We start from the raw sequence: 25,840 nt of genomic DNA, 5'->3' as shown, positions 1-25,840 counted from the left end.
CGTAATAGCTGAATGGTTTGCGGGCTGCTTTACAAAATGATGTCGGTAATCAGCAACAGTGGCCGATATGCTGGAATGAATAACCACATTTTTACCAGGGCCGTTTGACCGGTCTGAGCAGGCACTAAAAAATCACGGCTTAAAGATTCACATGCAGCCTGCAGGGATGATAAGTGCGCATTGAAGAAGATATTTATCTCGAAAACTACGAAATCAGACGAAAAAGATTCATTTATGATCGTCAGGTTTATCACAGCTACGTGTTTGTTGTCGGTAATGAGACTTACACCGTCATCGTTGGCGACCGGATAGATGAACAGACCTTTAACCGTATCGGATACCGGATGCCACCCGGTATCGCCTTTCCGGTTAACGGGCTGGCTGAAGTCTGTTTTGACGTGTTCGATGGTCTGGAGTGCCTGGGCGATTTCCGCCATATCAGCTTTGCAGGATTAGGCAGTGCTGTCGTTTTCAAAAGCGTACTCCTGGCGTTAATGGCACACCATGAAAGCTTCTTTATAGGCGGTTTTGTTTTCCAGGCTGCATCAGGAGAGATCGTTGACCGCAATCGCCCGACACCCCTTGAGGAGATCTACGATGCTTTGCTTGGGTTAAAAAATGAACTACGCTACAATCGCCGGACAGGGTTGCCAAAGAAAGCGCCGCAACCTTTAATCCCGGACTGTTTCCGGGCTTATAAAGTAGTGACTACAGGGAGAGCTTGCTATGTCGTTTTACAATAAACACGATGAAACAACCCCTTTGGCTCCGGTCGAAACCAGGTATAAGGAGTTAAGGGCACTATTGATTGCTGAATGGCTGGCCAGACCCGATCTGCCCGCCATTAAAGCCCAGTTAGCTCAGAGGAAAAAACGCTCGTCGTCTGCCCTGTTACGCCGCAAGTTGAAAGAGCTGAATGCGCGCGAAATGCAGAAAGCTAAGATCAGCGCTTAACGCTTAAAGGCCCGATAACGGGCCTTTCGTATTTTTATCAACTTCTGGCTCACTCGCGGACGGCTTTCCGCCACCCGCAACTCACCTCTACTCCGGAAAATCTGTCTCCACTGACGTCTGTTTCCACGCTTCGATCTCAGCCAGCCGCTCTTTGAGCTTGCTGGTTACGGCATCATGGCCCCAGGCGCCCATTACCAGATGGCGTGGCGGGTTATCATGCTCAGTGATGGCAATCATCGCAGTGGCGGCCCGCGCCGGATCGCCCTTCTGAGTACCGCTGTATTCGGCGGTGGCTTTCATCCGTGCGGCTGCAGTCTCTGCATAGTCTGGCAGCGTGCTCGGCGTCTGATGCAGGGAGCGTCCGGCCCAATCGGTGCGGAACGGACCTGGCTCAACACAGGTGACGCGAATGCCCAGCGGTCCCGCTTCCAGCGCCAGCGAATCTGACCAGCCTTCCACCGCATGTTTACTGGCAGAGTAGTAGCCTGAGCTGGCAAAACCAATTAAGCCTGCCACCGAGGTAATGTTGATGACGTGGCCGCTGCGCGCCTTTCTCATCGCGGGCAGCACGGCGCGGGTCAGGGCAAACAGGCCAAAGACGTTGGCGTCAAACTGCGCGCGGATTTCGCTTTCCACTCCCTCTTCCACCGAGCTCTGATAGCCGTAACCGGCGTTGTTTACCAGCACATCAATGGTGCCGAACGTGTCCAGTGCCGTTTTGACGGCCTGGTCGATGCTCGCCTGGTGGGTCACATCCAGCGCTACTGCCAGCGCGTTGTCGTGTCCCTCAACCAGATCGGCAATGGAAGAGGTATCACGTGCCGTCACGACGACCTTAAAACCACGCGCGATGGTCTGCTGCGCCAGTTCACGACCAAATCCGGTCGAACATCCCGATATTAACCAGACAGGGCTGGAGTGAGCAGTCATGGTAAGACTCCCGTTGATGATGATGAAGTGACTGGAGACCCGGACGCGAGTGCATCCGGGATTTAAGGTTAGCGAGGCGCGACCGCCTCACTTAGCCCTTAATGCTTTTTATTGAACAGCTGGCTGGCGGTGTCGCTGATGATCTGTGCCGCACCGCGATCGCCTTTCACCATTGACGCCATAAAGGCTTTCGCCTGTTTAAAGGTGATGTGCGGCGGTAACGGGGCAACTTCCGGATCGGTTTTCACCTCCAGCAATACCGGGCGATCGGCGCTGAGCGCACGCTGCCAGGCCGCCGCCAGATCGTCAGGATTATCGACAAAAATACCGACCATCCCAAGCGACTGCGCAAACTCGGCATACTTCACGTCCGGCAGTTGCTGCGAGGCGTCAAAGCGGGGATTGCCCTCCATGACCCGCTGCTCCCAGGTGACCTGATTGAGATCCTGGTTGTTGAACACGCAGACGATCAGGCGCGGATCGGCCCACTGCTGCCAGTATTTCTGGATGGTGATCAGCTCCGCCATATTGTTCATCTGCATGGCGCCGTCACCCACCAGCGCCACCACAGGTTTGTCGGGATGGGCAAATTTTGCGGCAATCGCATAAGGCACCGCCGCGCCCATACAGGCCAGGCCACCGGAGAGCGAGGCGCGCTGACCCTGCTTAACCCGATAGTCGCGGGCGAACCAGTTGGCACAGGAACCAGAGTCCGAGGTGACAATGGCGTTATCCGGCAGTTGTGGCGACATCTCCCACACCACCCGCTGCGGGTTGACCGGATTAGCGGGTGCCATGGCGCGCTCTTCCATCAGCGTCCACCAGTCGCGCACCTGAAGCGCGATATCTTCCTGCCAGCTGCGATCCTCTTTGTGCTCCAGCAGCGGCAGCAGGGCGCGCAGGGTTTCAGCCGCATCGCCATGCAGGTTCACTTCGCTGGGATAGCGCAGGCCGAGCATGGCGGGATCGATGTCGATCTGCACCGCACGCGCCTTGCCCTCTTCCGGCAGGAACTCCGTCCACGGGAAGCCGCTGCCGATCATCAGCAGGGTGTCGCAGTTCTGCATTAAATCGGATGAGGGCTTCGTGCCCAGCAGGCCAATCGAACCGGTCACAAACGGCGCATCGTCCGGCAGCACATCTTTGCCCAGCAGCGCTTTTGCCACGCCCGCACCCAGCACATTGGCGACCTGTACCACCTCGACGGCGGCGTTACGAGCGCCTGCGCCAATCAGAATCGCCACTTTTTTACCGGCGTTAAGCACTTCAGCGGCGCGTTGCAGATCCGCTTCATAAGGGATCACTTTAGGACGCTGATAGCCGCTGCCGGAATGGGTAAAACCGTGCAGATGCTGCGGCGGCTGCCACTCTTCATCCTGAATATCTTTAGGGATGATGATCACCGCCACGCCGTTTTGCGCTTTGGCGATGCGCACGCCCCGGTCGAGCAGATGGCGCACCTGGGTCGAAGTCGAGGCTTCCTGAACGAAGTTGGCAACATCCGAGAAGATGCGATCCAGGTTCATCTCCTGCTGATAACTGGAGCCGCGCGCGGTCGCTTCCGCCTGGCCGGCAATCGCCAGCACCGGAGCATGATCCATTTTGGCGTCATAGAGTCCGGTCAGCAGATGGGTCGCGCCCGGCCCGCCGGTAGAGAGGCAGACGCCAAGCTCACCGGTGAATTTGGCGTGTCCGGCCGCCATAAAGGCCGCCATCTCTTCGTGGCGTACCTGAATAAATTCGATGCCGTCGCCTTTGGCGTTAGCACGCTGAATGGCGCCCAGCACCCCGTTTATGCCATCGCCCGGATAGCCGTAGATGCGTGTGACGCCCCACTCTTTCAGGCGCTGGACAAAAAAATCACTGGTTTTCATGCTCATCGTCGCGTTTCCCCTTGTAGTCCATGCAGACTTAAAGCGTAGTAGACGATGAGCAATCGCCGTTAATTGTTCGCCATTGCCGGGTATCGCTGACGCAAATCACTGAATATTTGTGCCATATCCGCCGTTTCGCCTATCTCTGCCACCGCCCGGAATACCTGTGTTTTCAGGAAGTGACGCCAGCTCACCGGCGCGCTTGCAAGAAAGGCGGTAAGTAACTGATAACGCTGTGGCGTCCAGAGCATTTCGAAGCGACTCCGTGCTTCGCCGTGCTCAAAATGGTGCGCAGCCTGCTGCGGCATCGTGGCGCGCAGGTGCTCCGTTGCTGCCCGATCCACGTGGTGATCAACCACTACCACGCCATACTGCGTCCTGGCTGCCGCGACGCTGAGATAACCGCAGCGCACATCCTGCATCACCGCATCGGCATCGCGCTGTGTCGGCAGGCCATAACCGCCCGCGCCGGGTCCGCGCACTTCGACCACGTCACCCGGCAGGCAGTGGATCACATCAGTGTTACCGTGATTGATGACCTCACCGTCGCGCCGGGTACGGAAGTAAGAGAGCGCCCCACTCTGGCCGCCGACGACACCCGCCGAGGCAAACACCGATCGGTTACGGTTGCGCGCGGTAATGGTGGTATTGGGCGAGAAAACCTCAAATGCCATTTCGGTGGCTAAACCGCCGCGATAGCGACCGGCTCCGGCGCTGTCCTGGGCCAGTCCGTAGCGATGAAAGCGGATTGGCACTTCCGCTTCGTTGATCTCAATCGGGGTGTTTTTCAGAAAGGCTGAAAGACCGCCGGAGCCGTCAGGCCCATCGTGACGCGGCGTGCCGCCCGCGCCGCCGCCCACCGGACCCAGCGAGGCGACCACACTGCGATTCTGCGTCTGGGTACGAATGTTCATGATTGAGTTGCCGCCCGGTGAATTCGCGGGCAAACGCTCCGGCATCGCCAGCGAGAAGACGCCGATAGTGGCAATCTGCGACAGTGCACAGGTCAGGGAGCGCATCCCTACCGCTGCGGGCGCTTCACAGTTCATGACCGTGCCAGGCGGCAGGATTGCCCTAGTGGGTCGCAGCGTACCGGCGTTAAGCAGCAGTGAACGGTCCAGCGTAGAGAGCGCATAGGTAACACCCACCAGCGCCAGCGGATGCCGCTCACGTCCGCCAGTCGGCATATTCAGCGACGAGGCCAGCTGCGGATCGCTGCCGGTGTAGTCCAGCTCCAGTTGATCGCCCTGCACCCGCAGAGTAATGGCGATACGGCAGGGATAACCGCCCTCGCCATCTTCATCGGCGTAGTCGGCATAGAAGTATTCCCCGTCGGGAATGGTTTTGATAATGCTGCGCGCCTGCGCTTCGGCGTAATCGAGAATGCCCTCAATGCCCTGCAAAAAGTCGGCGATGCCAAAGCGGGCAATAATGTCGTGGATTTTACGCTCGCCGACGTTCACCGACGCCAGCTGGGCTTTGAAATCGCCCCAGTTCTGATCCGGCACCCGCACATTGAGCCGCATGATGCTGGCGACCTCTTCGTTGAGCTGACCCTGCCGCATGATCTTCAGCGGCGGGATGCGAATCCCCTCCTGCACGATATCGGTCAGCGAGCGCGACAGCGAGGCAGGCACCGCGCCGCCGACGTCGGTGTTATGAATGTGGCCCACCACGAAGCAGACAATTTCACCCTGGTGGAACACCGGTTTCCAGATATGGATATCGGGCGAGTGGGTCGCCACGTTGCCGGCGTAAGCGTCGTTGGTAATGCAGATGTCGCCGTCAGCGTACTCTTCAATCAGTGCCAGCACCGGCGCATAGTCGATGCCGCTGTACCAGGGGGCGCCGAAGCTGCGCGGCGAGGCAAACGCCAGGCCGCTGCGGCTGACAATCTGGCAGGAGAAATCTTCCGTCTCTTTAACAAAGGTGGAGTGCGCCGTGCGCATCAGCGTAAAGGCCATCGCATCGGCAGCGGCGGCGCAGTAGTTCGCCAGGATCTGTAAGTTACGTCCATCAATCGCCATGTTATGCCTCGTTCGCCGTGATCAGCAGATTACCGAATGAATCGACCGTGACGCCCATGCCGGGCGGCACGCAGGTGGTGCAGTCATCCTGGGCGATGATGACCGGGCCACTGAGCTGATGTCCGGCACGCAGCACTGAACGCAGCACTAAATCAACCTGATGCCAGCCGCCGTCGATCCACGCCCAGGTCTGTTTCAGTACCGGCACCGGTTCCGTGGCCGGAGCCAGTGGGTTAATCACCGGTTTCGGCGTCGGTGAGGCAATCACCAGCCGCAGGTTGATCAACTGCACCGGCGCCTGCGGGTCACAGTGACCAAACAGCTGCTGGTGCTGGCGATCAAAGGCGTCATGCAGCGCAGTGAAATCCGCCTGCGCCAGCCAGTTCGTCTCCAGCGGTACATCGATCTCAAACGACTGACCGCGATAGCGCATATCCGCGCTGAACTGCAGGCTGTAAGGCATATCGCTGCCGTGCTCCTGGGCCAGCCAGCCACAGGCGCGCTGCTGTAATGCTTCGGCTTCACTGGCCAGGGTGTCGGCCAGGGCGGGTGTCAGATCGCCGTAGAGCGTGCGGATAAAATCGTTGCGGATATCTGCTACCAGCCCGCCCAGCGCGGACAGCACGCCCGGCGTCGGCGGCACAATCATCCCTTTCATATTCAGTTCGCGGGCCAGAAAGCAGCCCATCATCGGACCCGCTCCGCCAAAGGCGAGGAACCAGAATTCACGCGGATCGAGACCAAAGCGCGACAGCAGCCCGCTGGTGTCGCTGTACATGCTGGAGATCGCCAGCTGGATGGCGGTTTCTGCCGTTTCCTGCACCGTGACGCCAAGCGCATCCGCCAGCGGCTGCCAGGCCGCACAGGCGGCGTCCACATCAACAGTGACGGCGTTATAACCCAGCGCGCCATGGCCCATCATGCCGCAGGCGGCGAACGCATCGGTGGCAGTGGGTTGCGTGCCGCCGCGCTGGAAGCAGACCGGGCCAGGCAGCGATCCGGCACTGTCCGGGCCCATCTGCAGCACGCCCTGACCATCGATCCACGCCAGCGAGCCGCCGCCCTGACCCACCGAAGTGACGGCGACAGAAGGAATAAAGATCGGGAAATCCCCGATGATTTCGCCGTTGCCCTGTGCCACTTTGCCGTCGATGATCACCGCCACGTCGGCGCTGGTGCCACCGATATCCAGGCTGAGGATTTTGTCAAAACCACAGGCGCTGGCGAGATAGCTGGCACCAATCACCCCGGATGCGGTGCCGGAGAGCACCATCTGCACGCATTCGCGTTTCGCCTGATCGACGCCCATCACCCCGCCGTTGGATTTGGTGATGCGCGGCGGCGGCCTGACGCCGAGCCGTTGCAGCGCCTGCTCAAAGGATTCCAGGTAGTGGATCACCATCGGCTGCACGTAGGCATTAATGGTGGCGGTAATGGTGCGTTCATATTCACGGATGATCGGCCAGATGTCAGCGGAACAGGAGGTCAGCAGCTCGGGTGCCACCTCGTCGATAATCGCCTTCACCGCCGCTTCATTGTGCCGGTTGCGATAGCTGTGCAGCAGCGACACCACAATGCCCTGACAGCCTGCCGCGCGTGCCTGAGCGATTGCGTCGAGCACGCTCTGGCGATCAGGCGCGTGCAGCACGTTGCCGTGCGCGTCACTGCGTTCACGGATGGCAAACACCCGATCGCGGGTGATCAGCGGAGCAGGACGCCGGGAGAAAAGATCGTGAATATGCGGGATTTTAAGCCGGGCCAGCTCCAGGACATCGCAGAAGCCCTCCGTGGCGAACAGCGCCAGCCGCACGCCGCGCCGCTGGATCACCGCGTTAATGCCTACCGTGGTGCCGTGGGTGAAGTAACCAATCTCAGCGGGATCAATGCCCTGATGCTGCTGAAACTGCGCCAGTCCGGTAACGATTTCGCTGCCTGGCTGATCCGGTCGCGACAGGACTTTCAGGGTGTGAATCTGGTTCGTTTGCTGATCGAGCACGGCGAAATCGGTAAAGGATCCACCAATATCCACGCCAACGCGGTATCGCATATCAGGGTAACTCCAGTGTCAGGAAGGGGGAAATTCCATCAGTGCCTCGGGATGTTGCACCACACGCCAGCCGAGCCGCTGATAGACCTGATGGGCATCCTGGGTTGAGAGCATCCAGCGATGCACCGTTTGCAGCTCCGGGTGTTCACGGACGCAGGTTGCCAGCCAGCTGCCCAGCCCGTGACCGCGCCAGTTTTCATCAATCATTACGTCGCACAGCCAGCCAAACCGGGTGTAGTCAGTAATCAGTCGGGCAAAGCCAATCTGTCTCTGCTGGTGATAGAGGCCAAACGGCAGCGAACCGGCAATCGCCCGCACGGTTTTGGCCAGCGGCTGGCCTTTGGCCCAGTAGGACTTCTCCGCCAGCTGGATGTGGATCCACGCCAGGTCGAGCCGCTGGCGGCTGGTGGAGACAGTGAACGCCTCGCGCTGCCACTGCTGGTCAGCAATCTGCAATGAGTCCATGACAACTCCTTGTATCGGTTGAAAACAGTGTAAAAGGGTTCGCCCAACGGTTGAGGCTGTAGCGCGCCACAGAACCGGCTGTTGCGACTGAATTTTGCGTCATGAAGAAATTTTATGCTGAGGGGGCGTCTGGCACATTAACGGGAGAAGTGAAGCGGATGGGCGAACAAAAGTGCGGCTGGGGTGAATCGCGAAAGAGTAAGCAGAAACAAGGCAGGTGACGGCCCTCTCTCCACCGGTAAACATGGCGAGGGCGACGCCTGGCCGCCCGCTACACGCCGAACTCCACCGAATTGTGCTTGCCGATCAGCGATCGCAACGGCACGCTGCTTTTCATGATCGGGGATTTGATCACGATATAGCTGAAGTACTTATCGATGCCGATCTGAGCGTCGAGCATCTTCTCAATCACTTCCTGGTAATGTTCAATGCTGCGGGTAATAAAGCGCAGCAAATAGTCATAGCCGCCGGTAATCAGATGGCACTCCATCAGCTCATCGACGTCGCGCATCGCACTTTCAAATTTCATAAAGTCTTCGCGGCGATGGCCTGACAGAGTGACTTCGGTAAAGACCGTCACCGAATCGGTAATGCGGGTGAGATTAATGTGCGCTTCATAACCGGTGATAAAACCGGCCTGTTCCAGACGTTTGACCCGTTGCAGACAGGGACTGGGCGAAAGGCCTACGGCGTCGGCGAGGTTAACGTTGCTGATACGGCCATCTTTCTGGAGTTGCACCAGGATGTTGATGTCGATGCGGTCGAGTTTCATTAAGCCGTTCATAGCACCCCCCTCATTGTCAGAGCCTGTCCCGCCAGGCGTCATTGTTGCAGGCAGTCTGGAGACGGACAGCGCGGAACAACCGGTGCGTACATGGCGTACGTGAGGATTGTAAGCACTGACCAGGTTCAGACTGACAAATGAAATAGCCTGATGGGATAGACGCTTAATTAAATGTGCAGAACCTCCCGAAGGTATATCACGCTTTACCGTAAACGCGCCAGCGCTTCGCAGTGGTTATACCAGCGGGAGATTTTCAAATTACTTTAACAATATCAATGAGGAATCGCACTTTATCCCAACCGGCCTGTGGCGCGGGCCAGCGCAATATCGAAGATATGCAGCGCCTCTTCCAGCTGTGAGTCGGTGGTGACCAGCGGCGCCAGGAAACGGATGGTGTTGCGATGCAGGCCGCATTTGATCAGCAGCAATCCCTCCTGACAGGCGCTGTCGAGGATCTTCTGGGTTAAGGCCGCATCCGGGCGACCGGTTTCGAAATCGAGGATCTCCACCGCCTGCATAAAGCCCACGCCGCGGACGTCACCGATGCAGGCATATTTATCCGCCAGCTGCCGCAGTCGTGCATTGAGTTGCTCACCAAGCTGGCAGGAGCGCTGCAACAGGTTTTCCTGCTCAAACAGATCCAGTACCGCCAGCGCCGCCGCACAGGCCAGTGCGTTGCCGCCATAAGTACCGCCTAACCCGCCAGGCGTCGGTGCATCCATGATCTCCGCACGCCCCACCACACCGGAAATCGGCAGACCGCCGCCCAGGCTTTTCGCCAGCGTGACTAAATCGGGTTTGATACCCAGTTGCTGGAAGGCGAACATCGTGCCGGTACGCCCGAAGCCGGACTGGATTTCATCACAAATCAGCAGAATACCGTGCTGGCTGGTGATGCGACGCAGCGCCTGCATAAATGCCGGGCCAGCGGGCAGGAAGCCGCCGTCACCCTGAACCGGCTCAATGATAATCGCCGCGACCCGCTCCGGCAGGATCTGCACCGCAAACAGCTGATCCAGCGCTTTCAGGCAGTCCGCTTCAGTAATACCGTGCAGCGGGTTCGGGAAGGGCAGACGGTAAATATCGCCGGGGAACGGGCCAAAATTCTGTTTGTAAGGCGCGGACATGCCGGTCAGGGTGATACCCAGCAGGGTGCGGCCATGAAACGCACCATCAAAAGCGATAATGCCAGAGCGCTGGGTGTGTGAGCGGGCAATCTTCACCGCATTTTCCACCGCTTCCGCGCCGCTGGTAAAGAAGACGCTTTTGTACGCCTCATCGCCGCCCACCAGTTTGTTCAGCCGCTGCGCCAGCTCGATGTAGCCCGGATAGGCCACCACCTGAAAGCAGGCATGAGACACCAGACCGAGCTGGCGGGTCACCGCATTGACCACCGCCGGGTGATTGTGGCCGACATTCAGCACCCCGATGCCGCCGACAAAGTCGAGATAGCGATTGCCCTCCACGTCCCACACTTCACTGCCTCTGGCGCGTTCGATCACCAGCGGATGGGCGGTAACTACGCCGCGCGGCACGTTCTGCTCGCGTGCATCCAGTAACAGGCTGTTATCGGAGTATGCTTGCTGCTCTGCCATGACATTCTGCATTTTAAACCCTCATCCACGTAACGTTCGGTTGGCTCAAGTATCGCAACCCGCTGGTTTGTCACGCTGCCGTAATTCCTCAGACAGCGGCATTTCCTGTCAAAATCCTGCGGCATTCAGCAGGGAAATTTCTCTGCCAGCGCCTGACGAATCAGCGTGACAAAAACGTTAACGCCATGCGGGATCAGCGCATCGTTGAAGTCGTAAGCGGCATGATGCAGCGGCTTGCAGGGTGCCGACCCCAGCCACAGATAGGCACCGGGCCGCGCCTGCAACATAAAAGCAAAATCTTCTGAGGTAAGTGCGGGCTGGGGCGCGGCCTCAGCCGTGATGCCCGCCTGAGTCAGCGCCTGCAGGCAAAACTGCGCTTCAGCATTACTGTTCAGGGTCGCCGGGTAGTAGCGCAGATAGCTGACCTCTGCGTGCAAACCGTGGGCGGCGGTGATGTGCTCCGCCATCTGACGCAGTCGTGCTTCAATCGTCGCCTGCGCTGCCGGGCTGAAAGTGCGCACCGTGCCGGTGATGTTCGCCTCCGCCGGGATCATGTTGTGCGAAAAGCCGCCCTGCATCCGGGTGACGGTGAGCAGCGCCGTTTCGCACGGATCCAGGGCGCGTGAGACCAGAGTATTCAGCTGCACCACCAGCTCGCTGGTCGCCAGCAGAGTATCGCGCGTCAGATGCGGCTGCGCGGCATGACCGCCTCCGCCCAGTACCCGGATATCAAAACGATCAGCCGCCGCCATGATCGCGCCAGGGCGGGTCTGTACCTGGCCGAGCGGCAGTTCCGGCCAGTTGTGGATGGCGTAGACCGCCTCACAGGGAAAACGGCTGAAGAGGCCATCGTCAATCATCGCCTTTGCGCCCGCCAGCCCCTCTTCGGCGGGCTGGAAGATAAAGCAGACGCTGCCATCAAAGCTGACGTCGCGCGCCAGTTTTTCTGCCGCTCCCAGCAGCATCACGGTGTGACCGTCGTGGCCGCAGGCGTGGCTCACCTGCTCCGCGCGGCTTTGCCAGTCGGTGCCGCTCTGATCCTGCATCGGCAGCGCATCCATATCAGCCCGCAGGCCAATCATGCGTTCACTGCTGCCCTTTTTCAGTATCCCGACCACGCCGGTTTTACCGATGCCGCGATGCACCTCAATGCCCAGCTGTTGCAGAAAGTTCGCCACGATGTCGCTGGTGCGCTGCTCCTGAAAGCCCAGTTCCGGGTGCGCATGCAGGTCGCGGCGCAATGCCACCAGATGTTCCATCTTAATATCCTCGCGAACGGTCAATCTCACCGTGCAGCGGCTCGCCACGCTGATAGCGCCGCAGATTTTCCAGCAGTGCCGCAATGGCGCTCTCATTCTGCGTCTGGCTGGCGATGTGGGGTGTGAGCCAGATGGCGGGATGGTGCCAGAAGGGATGATCCGGCGGTAACGGCTCCGGGTCGGTCACATCGATCACGGCGGCACGGAGCTGACCGCTCTCCAGCGCCTGCAGCAGATCGTCCTGATTCAGCTGGGGGCCGCGCCCGGCCTGCACCAGCGCCGCGCCCTGTGGTAGCTGATTAAACAGGGTGCGGTTAAGCAAACCCTGTGTGGTGTCAGTCAGCGGCAGCAGGCAGACCAGAATCTCGCTGTGCGCCAGAAACGCATCGAGCTGATCGTCACCGTGCCAGCAGCGGACGCCGGGAATCTGGCGCGGTGTGCGGCTCCAGCCAGCGCAGTCAAAGCCCAGCGCCACCAGCTGTTGCAATGCGGCCTGGCCCAGTTCGCCCAGCCCCATGACGCCTACCCGACGCTGCGCGGCAGGTAATATCGCGTGTGTCAGCCACTGCTGCTGGCGTTGCTGATGAAAATAGCGCGGCATGTCGCGATGCAGGCCGAGCACCGCGAAGGTGACATACTCCACCATGCCCTGGGTCAGGCCTGGCTCGATCATCCTGATCACCGGCAGGTCGGGCGGCAGCGCGCCAAGGTCAAACTGATCGGCCCCGGCACCCACGGAGAACAGTAGTTTCAGCCGGGGGAAAAGCACGGTGATGTCAGCCGGTGGCTGCCAGGCGACCAGCGCCTCAACCTGCTCTGGATCGCCGGTCTCAGGCCAGATATGCAGCTGAATGTCAGGCGCATGCGCTGCCAGCCAGCGCTGCCAGATGCGGCCACGTTCCGGCTCCGATTTATAGACGATATGCATCAGGCCATCGCCTGCGTCATCAGTCCAAACGCCTGCATACCCTGCGGTGTCCAGGGCGTGCCGCGCACCATAGTCGCAGGCGCATCGACCTGAGGGATGCCCAGGCTCTGTAGCCAGGCGGCCATCGGCAGCGCGGCATCGGTGTCGATGCGCAGGAATTCCCCCTGCAGCGGCTGCATCAGCGAGGCGACCAGCGCCTGCGCTACCGCGAAGTCTCCCGCGATGATCGGGCCTATCGCCCAGCCGTGACCAAAGCGGCGCAGGCTGGCGAAGCCCTGAATTTGCTGTTGGTCATCCTGCAACAGCACCGTCTGGCAGTCGCGCAGCAGGTGGTCGAACAGTGCCGGACGATGCATGCCGTGCGCCTGCTGATCCAGCGTCACCAGTGTGGCGTGATCGGCCAGTGTTGCCGGACGCAGCTGCAGTCCCGCCGGGATCACGACGTCTGGAAGGGTGGTCACAGCGCGGGTCTGGTGCTGGCGAATTTCACCGCAACTGACAAACCCGAGTTTTTCATACAAACCTTTGCCCATTTCGGTGGCGTGCAGACGCACGTTACAGTCAGGCAATTTTTCCAGCTGCGCCAGCATCAGCTGTTTGCCAAGGCCACGCCCCTGCTGCTGGTTATCGACGATTACCAGTCCCAGCGTGGCAGCGCGCTCGCCCCAGCGCCAGAGCACTGCGCTCGCAATCAGCTTGCCCTGCTCTTCAATCACCGTGCCCTCGCCCAGCTGCAGCGCCAGCGCCCAGTCTTCACGTCGGTGGGGCCATTTCAGTGCCTGCGTTAAGGTGAAACAGGGGTCGATATCGTCCGGCGTCATTGCGCGTATTTTCAGGCTCATTGCAGGTCTCCTTACATCATGCCTGGCGTTTCAAGTCCGCTGCCGTCAACCAGACGGCTGTAGCGATAAGGGGTGGGATCAACGACTGGCGTGGCTTCGGTCGCCAGATCGGCTGCCAGTCGTCCGGCACCTGGTCCGATACCGAAGCCGTGGGCGCTGTAGCCCGCCGATAGCACCAGCCCCGGCAATTTCGCCACGGTGGAGATCACCGGAATCGCGTCCGGGGTGCTGTCAATCATGCCGCCCCACGACTGCGCCAGCCGCAGGTTCGCCAGCGCCGGATATTCACGCCGCATCGCCGCCAGTCCCTCTTCCACGATCGTTGCATCGGCTGCCGGATCGAGAATGCGCATGCGCTCAAACGGCGACTCGCGGTCAAATGCCCAGCCACCCATCGCTTCCGGGCCATTGAAGAACGGCGACAGGCCAAGATTCAGGGTGAGATTCTTGCGGCGGCTTTTAAAGGTCGGATAGAACTGGCGGGCATAGCGCAGCCCCTGCGCGCCAGGTTCCAGACGCCCGCGACCCGAGACGGAGACGGTGTAACTGCCGTCCATCTGTGGCCGACAGGCAAAGCCAGGTGTGTAGAGTGGCATGGCAATCGCCTGCTCAATGGGCTGCGTGCGGAAGGCGGTGCCAATCACGTTGCCCAGCGGCAGATCGATACCGTGACGACGGCAAAACATGGAGGTCCAGGCCCCGGCGGCACAGATCACCCGGCTGGTTTTGATCAGGCCGCGCTCGGTCCAGACGCCGCTGACCCGTCCGGCGGCGATATCCAGCCCGCGCACCGCGCACTGCTGAAACAGCAGCGCCCCTTTTTTCAGCGCGCCTGCCACCAGCCCGGGCGCAGCCAGTCTTGGTTCGGCGTGACCGTCGGTTGGCGCTGAGAGACCGCCCCGCCAGTTTGTGGTGCTGCCGGGCGTCATCGCTTTGGCCTGCTCCGCCGTGAGGATCGAACTGCGCACGCCATAGTCTTTTGCCATCTGGATCCACTTATCCCAGGCCGCGATGTCCGACTCTTCCTGCGTGGCGTAAACCAGCCCGCTGCGGCGGAAACCCAGCTCCTCGCCGGTTTCATCGTTAAGCTCACCCCAGCGTTGCAGCGCATAAATAATCAGCGGCAATTCGCGCTCATCGCGGTTCTGCTGGCGACACCAGCCCCAGTTACGGCTCGACTGCTCCGCTCCTACCAGGCCTTTTTCGATTAGCACGACCTTCAGTCCCTGCTTCGCCAGCTCCCAGGTGGCGGCGGCTCCGGCGATACCGGCGCCAATCACCACTACATCGGCGGAATCGGGAAAATTCGCACTGTCCTGTACATAACGAATCGGTGCAGGCATAACAAGACTACCTCTGTTGTCAGTATCTGGTCTGGCACAGGGCGATATCACCGCTGTGCCTTGACCCGTGCCGCCCGCGCATTACATCAGTGCTGTGCAGGCGGATTAATCAGGGTGCCCGTTGCTTCAGGCAACTCACTCTGCTTTTAAAATCTCTTCATGCTCATCCAGCCAGCCCTGACGCAGCTCCGGCACCGCGCGTTTCAGCCGCTCGAAATACAATTCGCTGGTCGGCTTGTCGTAGTCGCCGCGCGCCAGCTGGGTGACGATGCGACCGCTCTTCATCACCACGATTTCATCACACACCGCGCGTACCGCATGCATGTCGTGGCTGATGAAGATCACCGAGAGTCCCAGTTCGCGCCGCAGTTCGCTGATTAAGTCGAGGACGGCGGCGGCAACCACCGTATCCAGCGCCGAGGTCACTTCATCACACAGAATCAGATCCGGCTCAGCCGCCAGTGCGCGCGCCAGATTGACGCGCTGCTTCTGCCCGCCGGAGAGCGCCCAGGGACGCCGCCACAGCACGCTGCGCGGGAGCTGCACCAGATCCAGCAGCTGATAAAGCCGCTGCTGTCGGGCCGCACCGCTCAGACCGTGAAACAGCGTCAACGGACGCGACAGGATGCGTTCAACGCTGTGGGCCGGGTTCAGCGCGGTGTCTGCCATCTGGAATACATATTGAATGCGGCGCAGCTCGTTGTCAGGCCGTTTTTGCATATCGCCCGAGATGTAGTGACCGTTGAACAGAATATGGCCGTGGCTTGGAGCGTTGAGTCCGGCAATAGCGTGCGCCAGGGTGGTTTTGCCTGAGCCTGACTCACCAATGATGCCAATCGCCTGCCCTTTCCACAGCCTGAGATTGATATCTTCCAGAATGCGTATTTTCGGGTAGCCATCGCTGCCACGCGGACCATAACCTGCGCTGAGGTCGCGCACCTCAAGCAGCGGCTGAATATCAGCGGCAACCGGGCACCAGTTGCTGGGCCGCTCTTTCTGCCGCGCCGCCTCCATCAGTAAGCGGGTGTACTCCGCCTGCGGTGCGCCGATCAGATGCGCGGTGCTGCCATACTCCGCCATTTTGCCGCGCAGCAGCACCAGTATCCGGTCTGCCATCTGCGCCACCACGGCTAAATCGTGACTGACGTAAATCGCCGTGACGCCGCGCTGCACCACCACGCGGCGAAACGCCTTCAGCACTTCCACCTGCGTGGTCACATCCAGCGCGGTAGTAGGTTCATCAAGGATTACCACGTCAGGATCGCCAATCAGCGCCATCGCCGTCATCAGACGCTGTAACTGACCGCCCGACACCTGGTGCGGGAAGCGGTCGCCAATGGTCTCGGGGTTGGGCAGCGCCAGCTCGCGGAACAGCTCAATCGCTTTGGCTTTTGCCGCTTTGCGGGTCAGGGTGCCGTGGATAACCACCGGCTCAATCACCTGGTCGAGGATCTTCATGCCCGGATTAAACGACGCTGCCGCGCTCTGGGCGATATAGGCGACTTTGTTGCCACGGAAAGCGCGCAACTGCCCCGGCGTCAGGCTGTTAACGTCGGTGCCGGCAACGTGAATGTTGCCGTCGGCGATGCGGCAGCCGCTGCGGGCGTAACCCATCAGCGCCATGGCGATAGTGGTTTTACCTGAGCCGGATTCACCAATCAGCGCCAGCACTTCGCCCTTCTGCACGGTAAAGTGAATGTCGGAAACCAGGTCGATCTCTTCGCCGCGATCGGTCTGCGCAGTGACGCGCAGTTTGTCCACCGAAATCACCGGCATGGCGGTATGTGGTGTCACGTTCATGCTCCCTCCTTCGCCAGCGTCATCGGACGCATCGCCTGCAGGCTGTCAATAAACAGGTTGGCACCAATGGTCAGGCTGGCAATCGCCAGCGCGGGCATCAGCACCGCAGGCGAGCCGTCAAACAGCCCCTGCATATTTTCACGCACCAGCGTGCCCCAGTCGGCGTAGGGCGGCTGAACACCCAGACCGAGGAAGCTCAGGCCGCTCAGCAGCAGCACGATGTAGACAAAGCGCAGACCAAAGTCAGTCAGCATCGGGTGCACCATGTTGGGCAGGATATCGTGAATGGCGATATACCAGCGGCTTTCGCCCCGCAGCCGTGACGCCCGGACGTAATCCATGCTGCGCAGCGAGCTGGCCATGGCAAACGCGATACGGAATGCGCCCGGCCAGTAGGTGAAGACCGCCGTGAGGATCAGCATCGGCAGTGAGGAGCCAAATACCGCGACTATCATCAGCGACAGCACTTTGCCCGGCAGTACCAGCAGCGCGTCGTTGACGCGGCCCAGTACCTCCTCCAGCCAGCGCCCCGCCACCGCTGCCAGCAGCGCCAGCAGCGTGCCGATCAGGCTGGCCAGCAGCGCCGCACTCAGCGCCAGACCGATAGAGAACTTCGCGCCGTAGAGAATGCGGCTCAGCATGTCGCGCCCAAGGTAGTCGGTGCCCAGCAGGTTATCGGACGTCAGGCCGCCCATCAGCGGGCCGCCGCCGATGTCATCAATGCTGTGCGGGGCCAGCGGGGTGCCAAACACCGCCATCAGCAGCCAGAACAGCGACATGATCAGACCCAGCCGTCCCGACCAGGAGAGCGACTGTAAGAAACGCCAGGGCAACGAGAGAATATTCATGCGCTTCTCCATTTCGGGTTAAAGGCGATAGTCAGAATGTCTGCCGCCAGCAGCAGGACCAGGTAGCAGGCGGCGAACAGCATCACGCAGAGCTGCACCACCGGCAGGTCGCGGTTACTGACCGCATCCACCAACTGGCTGGCGAGACCGGGATAGCTGAAGATGGTTTCGATGATGATTACCCCGCCAAACAGATAGGAGAGGCTGAGTGAAATGGCATTGGCGATGGGGCCGACCGCGTTAGGCAGTGCGTGACGCAGCACCGCTCTCAGCGGTGAAACCCCTTTCAGCAGCGCCATCTCCAGATAAGGACTGTCGAGCTGGTTGATAATGGCTGCCCGCGTCATACGTGCCATCTGCGCCACCAGCACGCAGCAGAGGGTCAGCACCGGCAGCGCATAGGCTTTGAGGTAACTCAGCAGGTCGCTATCCGGGCTGCCGAACGACATCGCCGAGACCCAGTGCAGCTTGACGGCGAAAATCAGTACCGCCACCGTCGCCACCAGAAACTCCGGCACGGCAACCGTCGCCATGGTGCCGATGACCAGCGCCCGATCGAGTCGGGAACCGCGATTCATCGCCGCAATAATGCCGATAATCAGCGCCAGCGGCACGCAGATCAGCGTGGTGATACCCGCCAGTTCAAAGGTAGCGGGAATACGCTGCGCCACCAGTTGCGAGACCGGCAAATGGCTGGCAAACGAGGTGCCAAAGTCGCCCTGCACCATGCCTGTCAGCCAGTGGAAGTAGCGCATCAGCAAAGGCTGATCGAGACCCAGCTGCTGCCGTAACGCCGCCACCGTTTCCGGCGTGGCGTTCTGGCCGAGGATCATCTGCGCTGCGTCGCCCGGCAGCAGGCTGGTGATGAAAAACACCACCGCCGAGACGATAAGCAAAGTCAGGATGCCGGCACCAATTCGCCGGGCAATCAGGAACAGCATGTATCGGTTCATCGGCGTACTCCTTCCTCAAATAACGTATCAGGCGCTCAGCCACGCAAACTCATGGAAGCGATAGCCCATCATCATGCCCGACGGCCAGGCCTCCACCCCTTTGACCTTTTTGTTGTAGCCATCCGTGGAGCTGATAAAGGTCGGGATAAGGGTGCCGCAGTGGTCATAAATCAGCGTCTGCATGTCACCATACATCTGCTTGCGTTTCGCCTGATCGCGCTCACCGCGTGCCGCGACCACCAGTTGATCAAACTGAGGATTTTTCCAGCCCGATTCGTTATTCGGTGCGGTAGAGAGATAGAACTGTGAGAAGAGCATGTCGAGCGTCGGACGCGGATTTATCGAGCCATATCCCACCGGATCTTTCATCCAGTGCGAAGACCAGTAACCGTCATACGGCACACGTCGCACTTTGATGTTCAGCCCTGCCCCGCGCGCCATCTGCTGGATCATCTGACCGCCTTCATTTGCCCCTTCGATATTCGGCGTGGTGATAATCTCCACCGTGGAGCCGGCCATGCCCGCTTTTTTGATGTGGAACTTCGCTTTTTCAATGTCCAGCGCACGCGGTTTGAGATCGGCGTTATAGAGCGGATGCCACGGCGGCACCGGGGTGTCATTACTGACGTCGCCGTAACCCTGCAGCACCGTTTTCACCAGCATTTCACGTGGCTGCAGATATTTCATCGCCAGCACGAAATCTTCGTTGTTACCCGGCTTCACATCGGTGCGGATAATCAGGTTGGTGTACATGCCCGATTTACTCTCCAGCACGCCAAATTCGCTGCTGGCTTTGATGCGCTTGCAGTCGGCAGCGGTCAGCGTGGAGACCATCTGCAGATCGCCCGACATCAGGGCATTAACGCGCGCGGCGCCGTCGGTGACGCCGATGAGTTCTACCTCATCCAGATGCGGCAGACCAGGCTTGTAGTAGTTGGGGTTTTTGGTGCCGATGGTGCGCGTACCCGGCATAAATGTTTTGCAGACAAACGGACCGGTGCCGATGCCTTTGCTGAAATCTTTGGTGCCGTCCGGCACGATCAGAAATGGCGGCGTCGCCAGCATATAAGGGACGTCGAAGTTAGCGCTGCTCAGCTCCAGCTGCACCTCGTTATCATTGACCGCGCTGAAGGTTTTGAACTGATCGGCGAGCTTAAAGGCGATAGAGGCGATGGTCGGATCTTTGTGACGGCTGAGCGAGTAGATGACATCTTTGGCGGTCAGCGGTTTGCCATCATGGAAAGTGACCCCCTTACGCAGTTTGATATGCCAGGTAATGCCGTCGCTGGATTCCAGCGATTCGGCCAGCGCCGGTTGCGCCATCAGGTTTTTATCCAGCTCGGTCAGGCCGCTGTAGAACATGAACTGGCGGGTGTAATCCGCACTGTTGTTACTTTTGGCCGGATCCAGTGTATCGGTGGCCGAGGCATTCGACATCGCCGCCCGCAGTTTACCGCCCCTGACCGGCTTGTCGTCCGCCAGTGCCGCCCCTGAAAAAGTGATCAGGCCGCTGCTCATCACCGCACCGGCTGAGAGCATTTTCATCAGGCTGCGGCGTGAAAGTGAGCCTTCGGTGATCATGCGCGTCAGTGCCGGATTTACCGCATCAGCGTCGTTATTATCAAATTTACTCATCTCTGTACCCTCAATAGTCAGGCGAACCGGGGATCATGTTCTGGCGGTGCTGATAACCTGGCGGTCAGCACCCGACGGGACGTTATGAAAGGCGATCCTTTGCTTTGTAATAGAGTCCTGCGAGCGGTAAAAACCATGGCTTGCCGTGATAGCCGGGCAACGCGGGCCATGTGTCGCGCTGCCAGGGATTTTCAGTGCGCTTTTCAGCCAGCAGACTGGCCATGACGCGTCCCATCCACACCGACATCTGGGTGCCGTGACCGCTGTAGCCCAGCGAATAGAAGAGGCCATCCTGTTCACCCGCGTGCGGCAGACGGTCGGCGGTCATGTCGACCATACCGCCCCAGCAGTAATCCACCTGCGACTGGCCAAGCTGTGGCAGCATCTGCGTCATCGCCCGGCGCAGGATCTCGCCGCTACGCGAGTCCGACGTCGGGTTGCTGACGGCAAACCGCGCCCGCCCGCCAAACACCAAACGGCGATCGGCCGTGGTACGGAAGTAGTTGCCGATATTCAGTGAGGTGACGTAGGTGCGATCGTTTGGCAGTACCTGGCGCAGCAGCGCCGGGTCGAGCGCCTCCGTCACCACGATAAAGCTGCCGACCGGCACAATACGGCGCTGAAACCAGGGAAAAGGGCCGACGTTGGAGCAGCCGGTCGCCATCAGCACTTTGTCCGCCAGAATGGTGCCCTGCGCGGTCTCTACCCGATGCTGATAACCCTTCAGGCGTTCTAGCTTCGTCACGGCGTGGTGCGGAAAAATCTTCGCGCCGCTGCGGGCGGCGGCCTCAGCCAGCCCGACGCCGAACTTGCCCATGTGCATCTGACCGCCACGTTTCTGCAGCAGGCCGCCGTGGAAGTCATCGCTGGCGATCTCGTCACGCACTGCGGTTTTGTCGAGCAGTTCGATCTCCGGGTCAACGGTGCGCCGCATCAGCTCATACGCTTCCTGCAGCCCGGCCACATGCGACGCTTTGCTGGCGAGCTTGAGTTTGCCGCACAGCCGGAAGTCGCAGTCGATCGCTTCATCCTGGATCAGTTGCTGGACATAGCTCACCGCCTCATCAAACGCCCGGTAGAAGCGGCTGGCCTGCTCCAGACCCTGGCTCGCCACCAGCGAGGCGAAGTTCTGCGCCACACCGGTGTTGCAGTGGCCGCCGTTGCGCGCCGAGGCCTGACTCATCACGTCGCCACTCTCCAGCAGCACCACGCTGATGCCGCTGCGCGCCAGGTTCAGGGCCGCCGAGATGCCGGTGAAGCCACCGCCAATCACCACCACGTCCGCCTGTGCGGGCAGCGGTTCGCGTGCGGCACCGGTAAAGGCCGGAGCGGTGGCCTGCCAGAACGATTCCAGTTTCATGGGGTGTTCCTCAGAGTCCGACGACGCCAGGCAGGCCGCCGATATCGTTGATTTCGGTGTACTGGTAATACGGATTCGCCGGTTCATGACCGCGATTGACCCAGACTTTGTTTTTGATGCCGAGATCGTGGGCAGTCATCAGGTCATAGCGGAAGCTGGAGGAGACGTGCAGGATCTCCTCAGGGCCGCAGCCGAGCTTGTCCAGCATGTACTCGAAGCCCTTCATCTGTGGTTTGTAGGCTCCCGTCTCTTCTGCCGTGATAGCCATATAGATTGGTGCGCCCAGACGCGGTTCGTGATGCGGGATCAGGTCTTTCATCGAGTTGGTCAGCAGCACCAGCGGAAACTCCTTAGCCACCTTTGCCAGCCCGGCGGGCACGTCGGGATGCGGACCCCAGCTAGCGCAGTCGGTGTAGATAAAGTCGCTGTCGGCTTTGTCCCAGCGGACGCCCCACTTTTTGCAGGTGCGCTGCAGGGCATTACTCACCACGTCGTAATAGGGTTTCCACGCGCCGAGCACCTCATCCAGCCGGTAGCTGGAAAAGTCGGTGGTAAAAGCGTGCATTGCGTCCGGGTCGACGCGGTCGCTGAAACAGCGCTGCGCGGCACCCGCCATATCGAAGCGAATCAGCGTGCCGTAACAGTCAAACGTGATGAATTTCGGTTTAAACAGTGCCATGTAACACCCTCGTCATTGTCAGTTGCGCTTAGAAATCGATGAGTACACTCTTCTGGCGCTGGCAGGCCTGAAACGCCTGGCGGCCTAAATCTTTACCAATGCCGGAGCCGAGAAAGCCGCCGGTCGGAATGATGAAGTCGCCGGAGCGGCCATAGCGGTTGATCCAGACGGTGCCCGCGTCGATGGCGCGCATTGCCCGCAGCGCGCGCGGCAGACTCAGGGTGTGAACACCGGCGCAGAGGCCATAGGTGTCATGGGCGGCCATCGCCAGTCCCTGCTCTTCATCATCAAACGTCTGCACCGTCAGCACCGGACCAAAAATCTCCTGCTGGACCGCCGGGTTATCCTGCGTCACGTGACTCAGCAGCGTGGGCTGCCAGAACCAGCCGTCGTCGGTGTCGGCAAAACGCTCACCGCCCACCAGCACTTCTGCGCCCTGCGCTTTTGCCGCCTCAATAACCGAGCAGACTTTGTTGCCCTGTCGTTCGTCGATCAGCGGCGCGTAGCGGCTGCCCTCCTGCCAGGTGACACCCGGTTTAACCTCCCGGCAGAGCTGAGCCAGCCGCTCCACCAGCGGATCGGCAATGTTGCGCTGCACAATAAGACGGGTGCCCGCCACGCAGGCCTGACCGCCGTTGGCGGTGAAGCCGCGCAGAATACGCTGGGCCAGCACCTCAAGGTCACCCGCGTCATCAAACACCAGTTGCGGACTTTTGCCGCCCAGTTCCAGCGTCACCGGCTTCATGCCGTGCTGCGCGGCATCGCTCATAATGCGTTGACCGGTCAGCGTCGAGCCGGTAAACGAGACTTTGCGCACCAGCGGATGTTTTACCAGCGCGCTGCCGGTCACCGCGCCACTGCCCTGTACAATGTTCAGCACGCCGGCCGGCAAGCCAGCCTGAATGGCCAGTTCGGCCATGCGCACGGTAGAAAACGGGGTCAGTTCAGAGGGTTTAAGCACCACCGCATTGCCCGCCGCCAGCGCCGGTCCGCATTTCCACGACGCCATCGACAGCGGGAAATTCCACGGGGTAATCGCGGCGATAACGCCATAAGGTTCGGCAATTAGCATGCCCAGGCTGCTGTCGCGAGTGGGGAAGAGATCCCCGCTGTATTTGTCAGCGCATTCGGCATAGAAGCGAATCGCTTCGGCGGTAAAAGGAATTTCGTGCAGCACCACGTCATTGATCGGCCGGGTGGAGCCCAGCGCCTCCAGCTGTGCCAGCAGCGCGTCCTGCTCAATCAGATCGGCCCAGCGGCGCAGTACCCGTCCGCGTTCGCGCGGCGGACAACCGGACCAGCCGCTGCTTTTCAGCGCCTGATGCGCCACAGTCACGGCACGATCGACATCCTGCGGCGTGGCGTCCTGCAGCGTGGCATAAACCCTGCCATCCGAGGGACGTTTAACCTCAAAGGATGCGCCCTGGCTCTGGCAGTGCTGGCCGCCAATATAATGGCCAGTCGGGAGAGAAACTTTTTCCGGGTCGAAACTTAACATGGAAGAATTCCTTATTTGTTACACCCATCAGTTGCTGGTTTATTCGCGTTTAAAACTGCCGGTTTCTGCGCTGTTAATAAGCTAATGCAGAAAGTATGCCAGCCGGGCAAAAAATAAAAATGCGTTTAAAACAGTGCAAAAAAATTTTCTGCCGTATTGGCGGGGGATTTTTTGCGGAATTGCCGAACAATTAAACAGATGATTTACTTCACAAAATTTATGCGCCCTGCTGGTGCAACCTGCACGGAAATTGCACCAAAGCGGATATTTCGGGTCAGGCGGCTCAATCCGGTTCACATGATCCGCCGATTTAACGACCCGCTTCACATCCCTGATAAATTCTTTAATTTTTCAGAACAATTATTTGACGCCGGTAAGTTTTTACGGAGCCTCAGGCAAAAAAAAGCCAGCCGGATTATCCGGCTGGCTCTTTTCATTTTTAGTTACAGACTGCCAATGTGAAATGTTTTCTGTTCCAGATATTCATCAATTCCGTAGCGGGAACCCTCCCGGCCAATACCGGAGAGTTTCACGCCGCCAAACGGCGCGACCTCCAGGGAAATTGCGCCGGTATTAAAGCCGACCATGCCAAACTCCAGCGCCTCCGCTACCCGCCATGCGCGCCGGATGTTCTCGGTAAAGAAATAGGCACCCAGGCCGTAGGGCGTGTCATTTGCCATCGCGATCGCCTCCTCTTCATCATCGAAGATAAACAGCGGCGCGACCGGACCAAACGTCTCTTCATGGGCGATGCGCATGGCGGCGGTGACCTCACCGAGCACCGTGGGCTGCACAAAGGTCCCGTTGCCCTGGCTGATGCCGCCGGTCAGCAGCGTTGCACCCTGACTGAGGGCATCGTCGATATGACCGTTCACTTTCTCTACCGCGCGGCTATTGATCAAAGGGCCAATAGTGCTGTCGGGCGCAAAACCATCGCCCACTTTCAGAGTGGCGACCGCCTCCAGCAATCGGGCGGTGAAACGCGGATAGATACTTCGCTGCACCAGGATGCGGTTAGCGCAGACGCAGGTCTGCCCGGCGTTGCGGAACTTGCTGAGCATGACCCCCGCGACGGCAATCTCAATATCGGCATCATCAAACACGATCAGGGGCGCGTTGCCACCCAGCTCCAGACTCAGGCGCTTGATGCTGTCGGCGCTCTGTTGCATCAGCAACTGTCCGATGCGGGTTGAACCGGTAAAGGAGATTTTACGTACCGTGCGGCTTTCAGTCAGCGTCGCGCCAATCTCCGTGGGCAGGCCGGTCAGCACCTGCAGCACGCCGGACGGGAAGCCCGCGCGCTCTGCCAGTACCGCCAGTGCCAGCGCCGACAGCGGCGTCAACTCAGAAGGTTTAACAATAATCGGGCATCCGGCGGCCAGCGCGGGCGCCACCTTGCGGGTGATCATCGCAATCGGGAAGTTCCACGGCGTGATTGCGGCGGCAACGCCTACCGGCTGTTTCAGCACCAGGATGCGCCGGTCCTCGCTGGGCGCGGGAATGGTGTCGCCATAGATTCGGCGTGCCTCTTCCGCGAACCATTTCACGAAGCTGGCTCCATAGAGCACTTCGCCTCTGGCTTCCGCCAGCGGTTTGCCCTGCTCGGCGGTCATGATAATCGCCAGGTCGTCAGCGTGTTCAATAATCAGTTGATGCCACTTTTCCAGCAGCGCGGCACGGCTGGCATTGGTGGTTTTGCCCCAGCTGATGCGCACCGTTTCCGCATAAGCTATCGCCTGCCCGGTTTCTGCCCGACCCAATGCCGGAATTGTCGCCAGTGTTTCGCCCGTGGCGGGATCGGTAACCGGCAGCGTGGCGCCCTGATGCGCATCCTGCCAGCGTCCATTAAACAGCGCCTGCTGGCGCAGCAGATCGCTATCGTTAAGTTGTAGTCGCGACATATCATCCCCTTGTGGTCAGCTGATTCCACTTTATCGCGCCGGGTCAGCGCAGGATGTTGTTGTGCGGGGTGAGAAAGGTCGATAGAGGAGATTTTCGCGGTGATTTGAAATTTTATGC

At 59.8% G+C, this 25,840-nt stretch carries 21 protein-coding genes; 2 read left to right on the top strand and 19 right to left on the bottom strand.

Annotated features, from left to right (window positions below; translation table 11 throughout):
• The first annotated feature begins 173 nt into the window (after window positions 1-173).
• Both ACX8ZY_RS07940 and ACX8ZY_RS07935 read left to right on the top strand, forming a co-directional pair.
• Window positions 174-743, top strand: a complete 570-nt coding sequence (locus ACX8ZY_RS07940) for a hypothetical protein (protein WP_033772110.1) — start codon at window positions 174-176, stop codon at window positions 741-743.
• A complete protein-coding gene (locus ACX8ZY_RS07935; protein WP_029519618.1) occupies window positions 727-954 on the top strand; it encodes a hypothetical protein in 228 nt (75 codons plus the stop codon). Before ACX8ZY_RS07940 ends, ACX8ZY_RS07935 begins: the two co-directional genes overlap by 17 nt.
• An 87-nt stretch (window positions 955-1,041) precedes the next feature.
• Here the strand turns inward: ACX8ZY_RS07935 and ACX8ZY_RS07930 are convergent, their stop codons facing one another.
• The 19 genes from ACX8ZY_RS07930 to ACX8ZY_RS07840 form a co-directional block, all read right to left on the bottom strand.
• The gene (locus ACX8ZY_RS07930) at window positions 1,042-1,884 is read right to left on the bottom strand and encodes an oxidoreductase (protein WP_010247836.1); all 843 of its coding nucleotides are present in this window, start codon (window positions 1,882-1,884) and stop codon (window positions 1,042-1,044) included.
• A gap of 98 nt (window positions 1,885-1,982) precedes the next feature.
• Window positions 1,983-3,764 (bottom strand): thiamine pyrophosphate-requiring protein, encoded by a 1,782-nt coding sequence (locus tag ACX8ZY_RS07925; RefSeq protein WP_033767679.1) that lies wholly within the window; start codon window positions 3,762-3,764, stop codon window positions 1,983-1,985.
• A 62-nt stretch (window positions 3,765-3,826) separates the two neighbouring features.
• Window positions 3,827-5,785, bottom strand: coding sequence for a hydantoinase B/oxoprolinase family protein (locus ACX8ZY_RS07920; RefSeq protein ID WP_158131589.1), 1,959 nt, complete (start codon window positions 5,783-5,785; stop codon window positions 3,827-3,829).
• Between the two features lies 1 nt (window position 5,786).
• A complete protein-coding gene (locus tag ACX8ZY_RS07915) occupies window positions 5,787-7,832 on the bottom strand; it encodes a hydantoinase/oxoprolinase family protein (protein ID WP_459260946.1) in 2,046 nt (681 codons plus the stop codon).
• Window positions 7,833-7,850: 18 nt separating this feature from the next.
• Window positions 7,851-8,297 (bottom strand): GNAT family N-acetyltransferase, encoded by a 447-nt coding sequence (locus tag ACX8ZY_RS07910; protein ID WP_033772121.1) that lies wholly within the window; start codon window positions 8,295-8,297, stop codon window positions 7,851-7,853.
• Between the two features lie 271 nt (window positions 8,298-8,568).
• Window positions 8,569-9,081: an Lrp/AsnC family transcriptional regulator gene (locus tag ACX8ZY_RS07905; RefSeq protein WP_010247853.1), complete on the bottom strand. Its 513-nt coding sequence runs from the start codon at window positions 9,079-9,081 to the stop codon at window positions 8,569-8,571.
• Window positions 9,082-9,371: 290 nt separating this feature from the next.
• Window positions 9,372-10,688, bottom strand: a complete 1,317-nt coding sequence (gene gabT, locus ACX8ZY_RS07900) for a 4-aminobutyrate--2-oxoglutarate transaminase (RefSeq protein WP_010670905.1) — start codon at window positions 10,686-10,688, stop codon at window positions 9,372-9,374.
• A gap of 113 nt (window positions 10,689-10,801) precedes the next feature.
• Window positions 10,802-11,935 (bottom strand): M20 aminoacylase family protein, encoded by a 1,134-nt coding sequence (locus tag ACX8ZY_RS07895; protein ID WP_060680519.1) that lies wholly within the window; start codon window positions 11,933-11,935, stop codon window positions 10,802-10,804.
• 1 nt (window position 11,936) lies between these two features.
• On the bottom strand, window positions 11,937-12,863 hold the full coding sequence (locus tag ACX8ZY_RS07890) for a 2-hydroxyacid dehydrogenase (RefSeq protein ID WP_022624960.1): 927 nt from the start codon (window positions 12,861-12,863) through the stop codon (window positions 11,937-11,939).
• Entirely contained in the window at window positions 12,863-13,705 is an 843-nt protein-coding gene (locus ACX8ZY_RS07885; RefSeq protein ID WP_022624961.1) for a GNAT family N-acetyltransferase, read from the bottom strand. Before ACX8ZY_RS07885 ends, ACX8ZY_RS07890 begins: the two co-directional genes overlap by 1 nt.
• Before the next feature lie 11 nt (window positions 13,706-13,716).
• Window positions 13,717-15,048, bottom strand: a complete 1,332-nt coding sequence (locus ACX8ZY_RS07880) for an NAD(P)/FAD-dependent oxidoreductase (RefSeq protein ID WP_022624962.1) — start codon at window positions 15,046-15,048, stop codon at window positions 13,717-13,719.
• Between the two features lie 135 nt (window positions 15,049-15,183).
• Window positions 15,184-16,848 (bottom strand): ABC transporter ATP-binding protein, encoded by a 1,665-nt coding sequence (locus ACX8ZY_RS07875; protein WP_022624963.1) that lies wholly within the window; start codon window positions 16,846-16,848, stop codon window positions 15,184-15,186.
• Window positions 16,845-17,696, bottom strand: a complete 852-nt coding sequence (locus tag ACX8ZY_RS07870; protein WP_010247873.1) for an ABC transporter permease — start codon at window positions 17,694-17,696, stop codon at window positions 16,845-16,847. The genes ACX8ZY_RS07875 and ACX8ZY_RS07870 overlap by 4 nt, the downstream gene beginning before the upstream one ends.
• Window positions 17,693-18,649, bottom strand: a complete 957-nt coding sequence (locus ACX8ZY_RS07865; RefSeq protein ID WP_010247875.1) for an ABC transporter permease — start codon at window positions 18,647-18,649, stop codon at window positions 17,693-17,695. The genes ACX8ZY_RS07870 and ACX8ZY_RS07865 overlap by 4 nt, the downstream gene beginning before the upstream one ends.
• A gap of 27 nt (window positions 18,650-18,676) precedes the next feature.
• On the bottom strand, window positions 18,677-20,284 hold the full coding sequence (locus ACX8ZY_RS07860) for an ABC transporter substrate-binding protein (protein ID WP_022624964.1): 1,608 nt from the start codon (window positions 20,282-20,284) through the stop codon (window positions 18,677-18,679).
• Between the two features lie 82 nt (window positions 20,285-20,366).
• Entirely contained in the window at window positions 20,367-21,644 is a 1,278-nt protein-coding gene (locus ACX8ZY_RS07855) for an NAD(P)/FAD-dependent oxidoreductase (RefSeq protein WP_022624965.1), read from the bottom strand.
• Between the two features lie 10 nt (window positions 21,645-21,654).
• Window positions 21,655-22,323 (bottom strand): haloacid dehalogenase type II, encoded by a 669-nt coding sequence (locus ACX8ZY_RS07850; protein WP_010247881.1) that lies wholly within the window; start codon window positions 22,321-22,323, stop codon window positions 21,655-21,657.
• Window positions 22,324-22,351: 28 nt separating this feature from the next.
• On the bottom strand, window positions 22,352-23,821 hold the full coding sequence (locus ACX8ZY_RS07845; RefSeq protein WP_022624966.1) for an aldehyde dehydrogenase family protein: 1,470 nt from the start codon (window positions 23,819-23,821) through the stop codon (window positions 22,352-22,354).
• 443 nt (window positions 23,822-24,264) lie between these two features.
• A complete protein-coding gene (locus ACX8ZY_RS07840; RefSeq protein WP_022624968.1) occupies window positions 24,265-25,722 on the bottom strand; it encodes an NAD-dependent succinate-semialdehyde dehydrogenase in 1,458 nt (485 codons plus the stop codon).
• Window positions 25,723-25,840 lie beyond the last annotated feature (118 nt).

Source organism: Pantoea sp. XAF26B01_ASV70 (assembly GCF_054512635.1).
This window is presented reverse-complemented; position numbering and strand designations above follow the sequence as displayed.

Excerpts from the sequence above, each read along its gene's own strand:
- ACX8ZY_RS07905 (WP_010247853.1), bottom strand. The coding sequence starts at position 9,081 with ATGAACGGCTTAATGAAACTCGACCGCATCGACATCAACATCCTGGTG.
- ACX8ZY_RS07925 (WP_033767679.1), bottom strand. The coding sequence starts at position 3,764 with ATGAGCATGAAAACCAGTGATTTTTTTGTCCAGCGCCTGAAAGAGTGG.
- ACX8ZY_RS07920 (WP_158131589.1), bottom strand. The coding sequence starts at position 5,785 with ATGGCGATTGATGGACGTAACTTACAGATCCTGGCGAACTACTGCGCC.
- ACX8ZY_RS07880 (WP_022624962.1), bottom strand. The coding sequence starts at position 15,048 with ATGCCTGCACCGATTCGTTATGTACAGGACAGTGCGAATTTTCCCGAT.
- ACX8ZY_RS07845 (WP_022624966.1), bottom strand. The coding sequence starts at position 23,821 with ATGTTAAGTTTCGACCCGGAAAAAGTTTCTCTCCCGACTGGCCATTAT.
- ACX8ZY_RS07885 (WP_022624961.1), bottom strand. The coding sequence starts at position 13,705 with ATGAGCCTGAAAATACGCGCAATGACGCCGGACGATATCGACCCCTGT.
- ACX8ZY_RS07855 (WP_022624965.1), bottom strand. The coding sequence starts at position 21,644 with ATGAAACTGGAATCGTTCTGGCAGGCCACCGCTCCGGCCTTTACCGGT.
- gabT (WP_010670905.1), bottom strand. The coding sequence starts at position 10,688 with ATGCAGAATGTCATGGCAGAGCAGCAAGCATACTCCGATAACAGCCTG.
- ACX8ZY_RS07860 (WP_022624964.1), bottom strand. The coding sequence starts at position 20,284 with ATGAGTAAATTTGATAATAACGACGCTGATGCGGTAAATCCGGCACTG.
- ACX8ZY_RS07930 (WP_010247836.1), bottom strand. The coding sequence starts at position 1,884 with ATGACTGCTCACTCCAGCCCTGTCTGGTTAATATCGGGATGTTCGACC.
- ACX8ZY_RS07890 (WP_022624960.1), bottom strand. The coding sequence starts at position 12,863 with ATGCATATCGTCTATAAATCGGAGCCGGAACGTGGCCGCATCTGGCAG.
- ACX8ZY_RS07870 (WP_010247873.1), bottom strand. The coding sequence starts at position 17,696 with ATGAATATTCTCTCGTTGCCCTGGCGTTTCTTACAGTCGCTCTCCTGG.
- ACX8ZY_RS07875 (WP_022624963.1), bottom strand. The coding sequence starts at position 16,848 with ATGAACGTGACACCACATACCGCCATGCCGGTGATTTCGGTGGACAAA.
- ACX8ZY_RS07910 (WP_033772121.1), bottom strand. The coding sequence starts at position 8,297 with ATGGACTCATTGCAGATTGCTGACCAGCAGTGGCAGCGCGAGGCGTTC.
- ACX8ZY_RS07915 (WP_459260946.1), bottom strand. The coding sequence starts at position 7,832 with ATGCGATACCGCGTTGGCGTGGATATTGGTGGATCCTTTACCGATTTC.
- ACX8ZY_RS07895 (WP_060680519.1), bottom strand. The coding sequence starts at position 11,935 with ATGGAACATCTGGTGGCATTGCGCCGCGACCTGCATGCGCACCCGGAA.
- ACX8ZY_RS07850 (WP_010247881.1), bottom strand. The coding sequence starts at position 22,323 with ATGGCACTGTTTAAACCGAAATTCATCACGTTTGACTGTTACGGCACG.
- ACX8ZY_RS07935 (WP_029519618.1), top strand. The coding sequence starts at position 727 with ATGTCGTTTTACAATAAACACGATGAAACAACCCCTTTGGCTCCGGTC.
- ACX8ZY_RS07840 (WP_022624968.1), bottom strand. The coding sequence starts at position 25,722 with ATGTCGCGACTACAACTTAACGATAGCGATCTGCTGCGCCAGCAGGCG.
- ACX8ZY_RS07865 (WP_010247875.1), bottom strand. The coding sequence starts at position 18,649 with ATGAACCGATACATGCTGTTCCTGATTGCCCGGCGAATTGGTGCCGGC.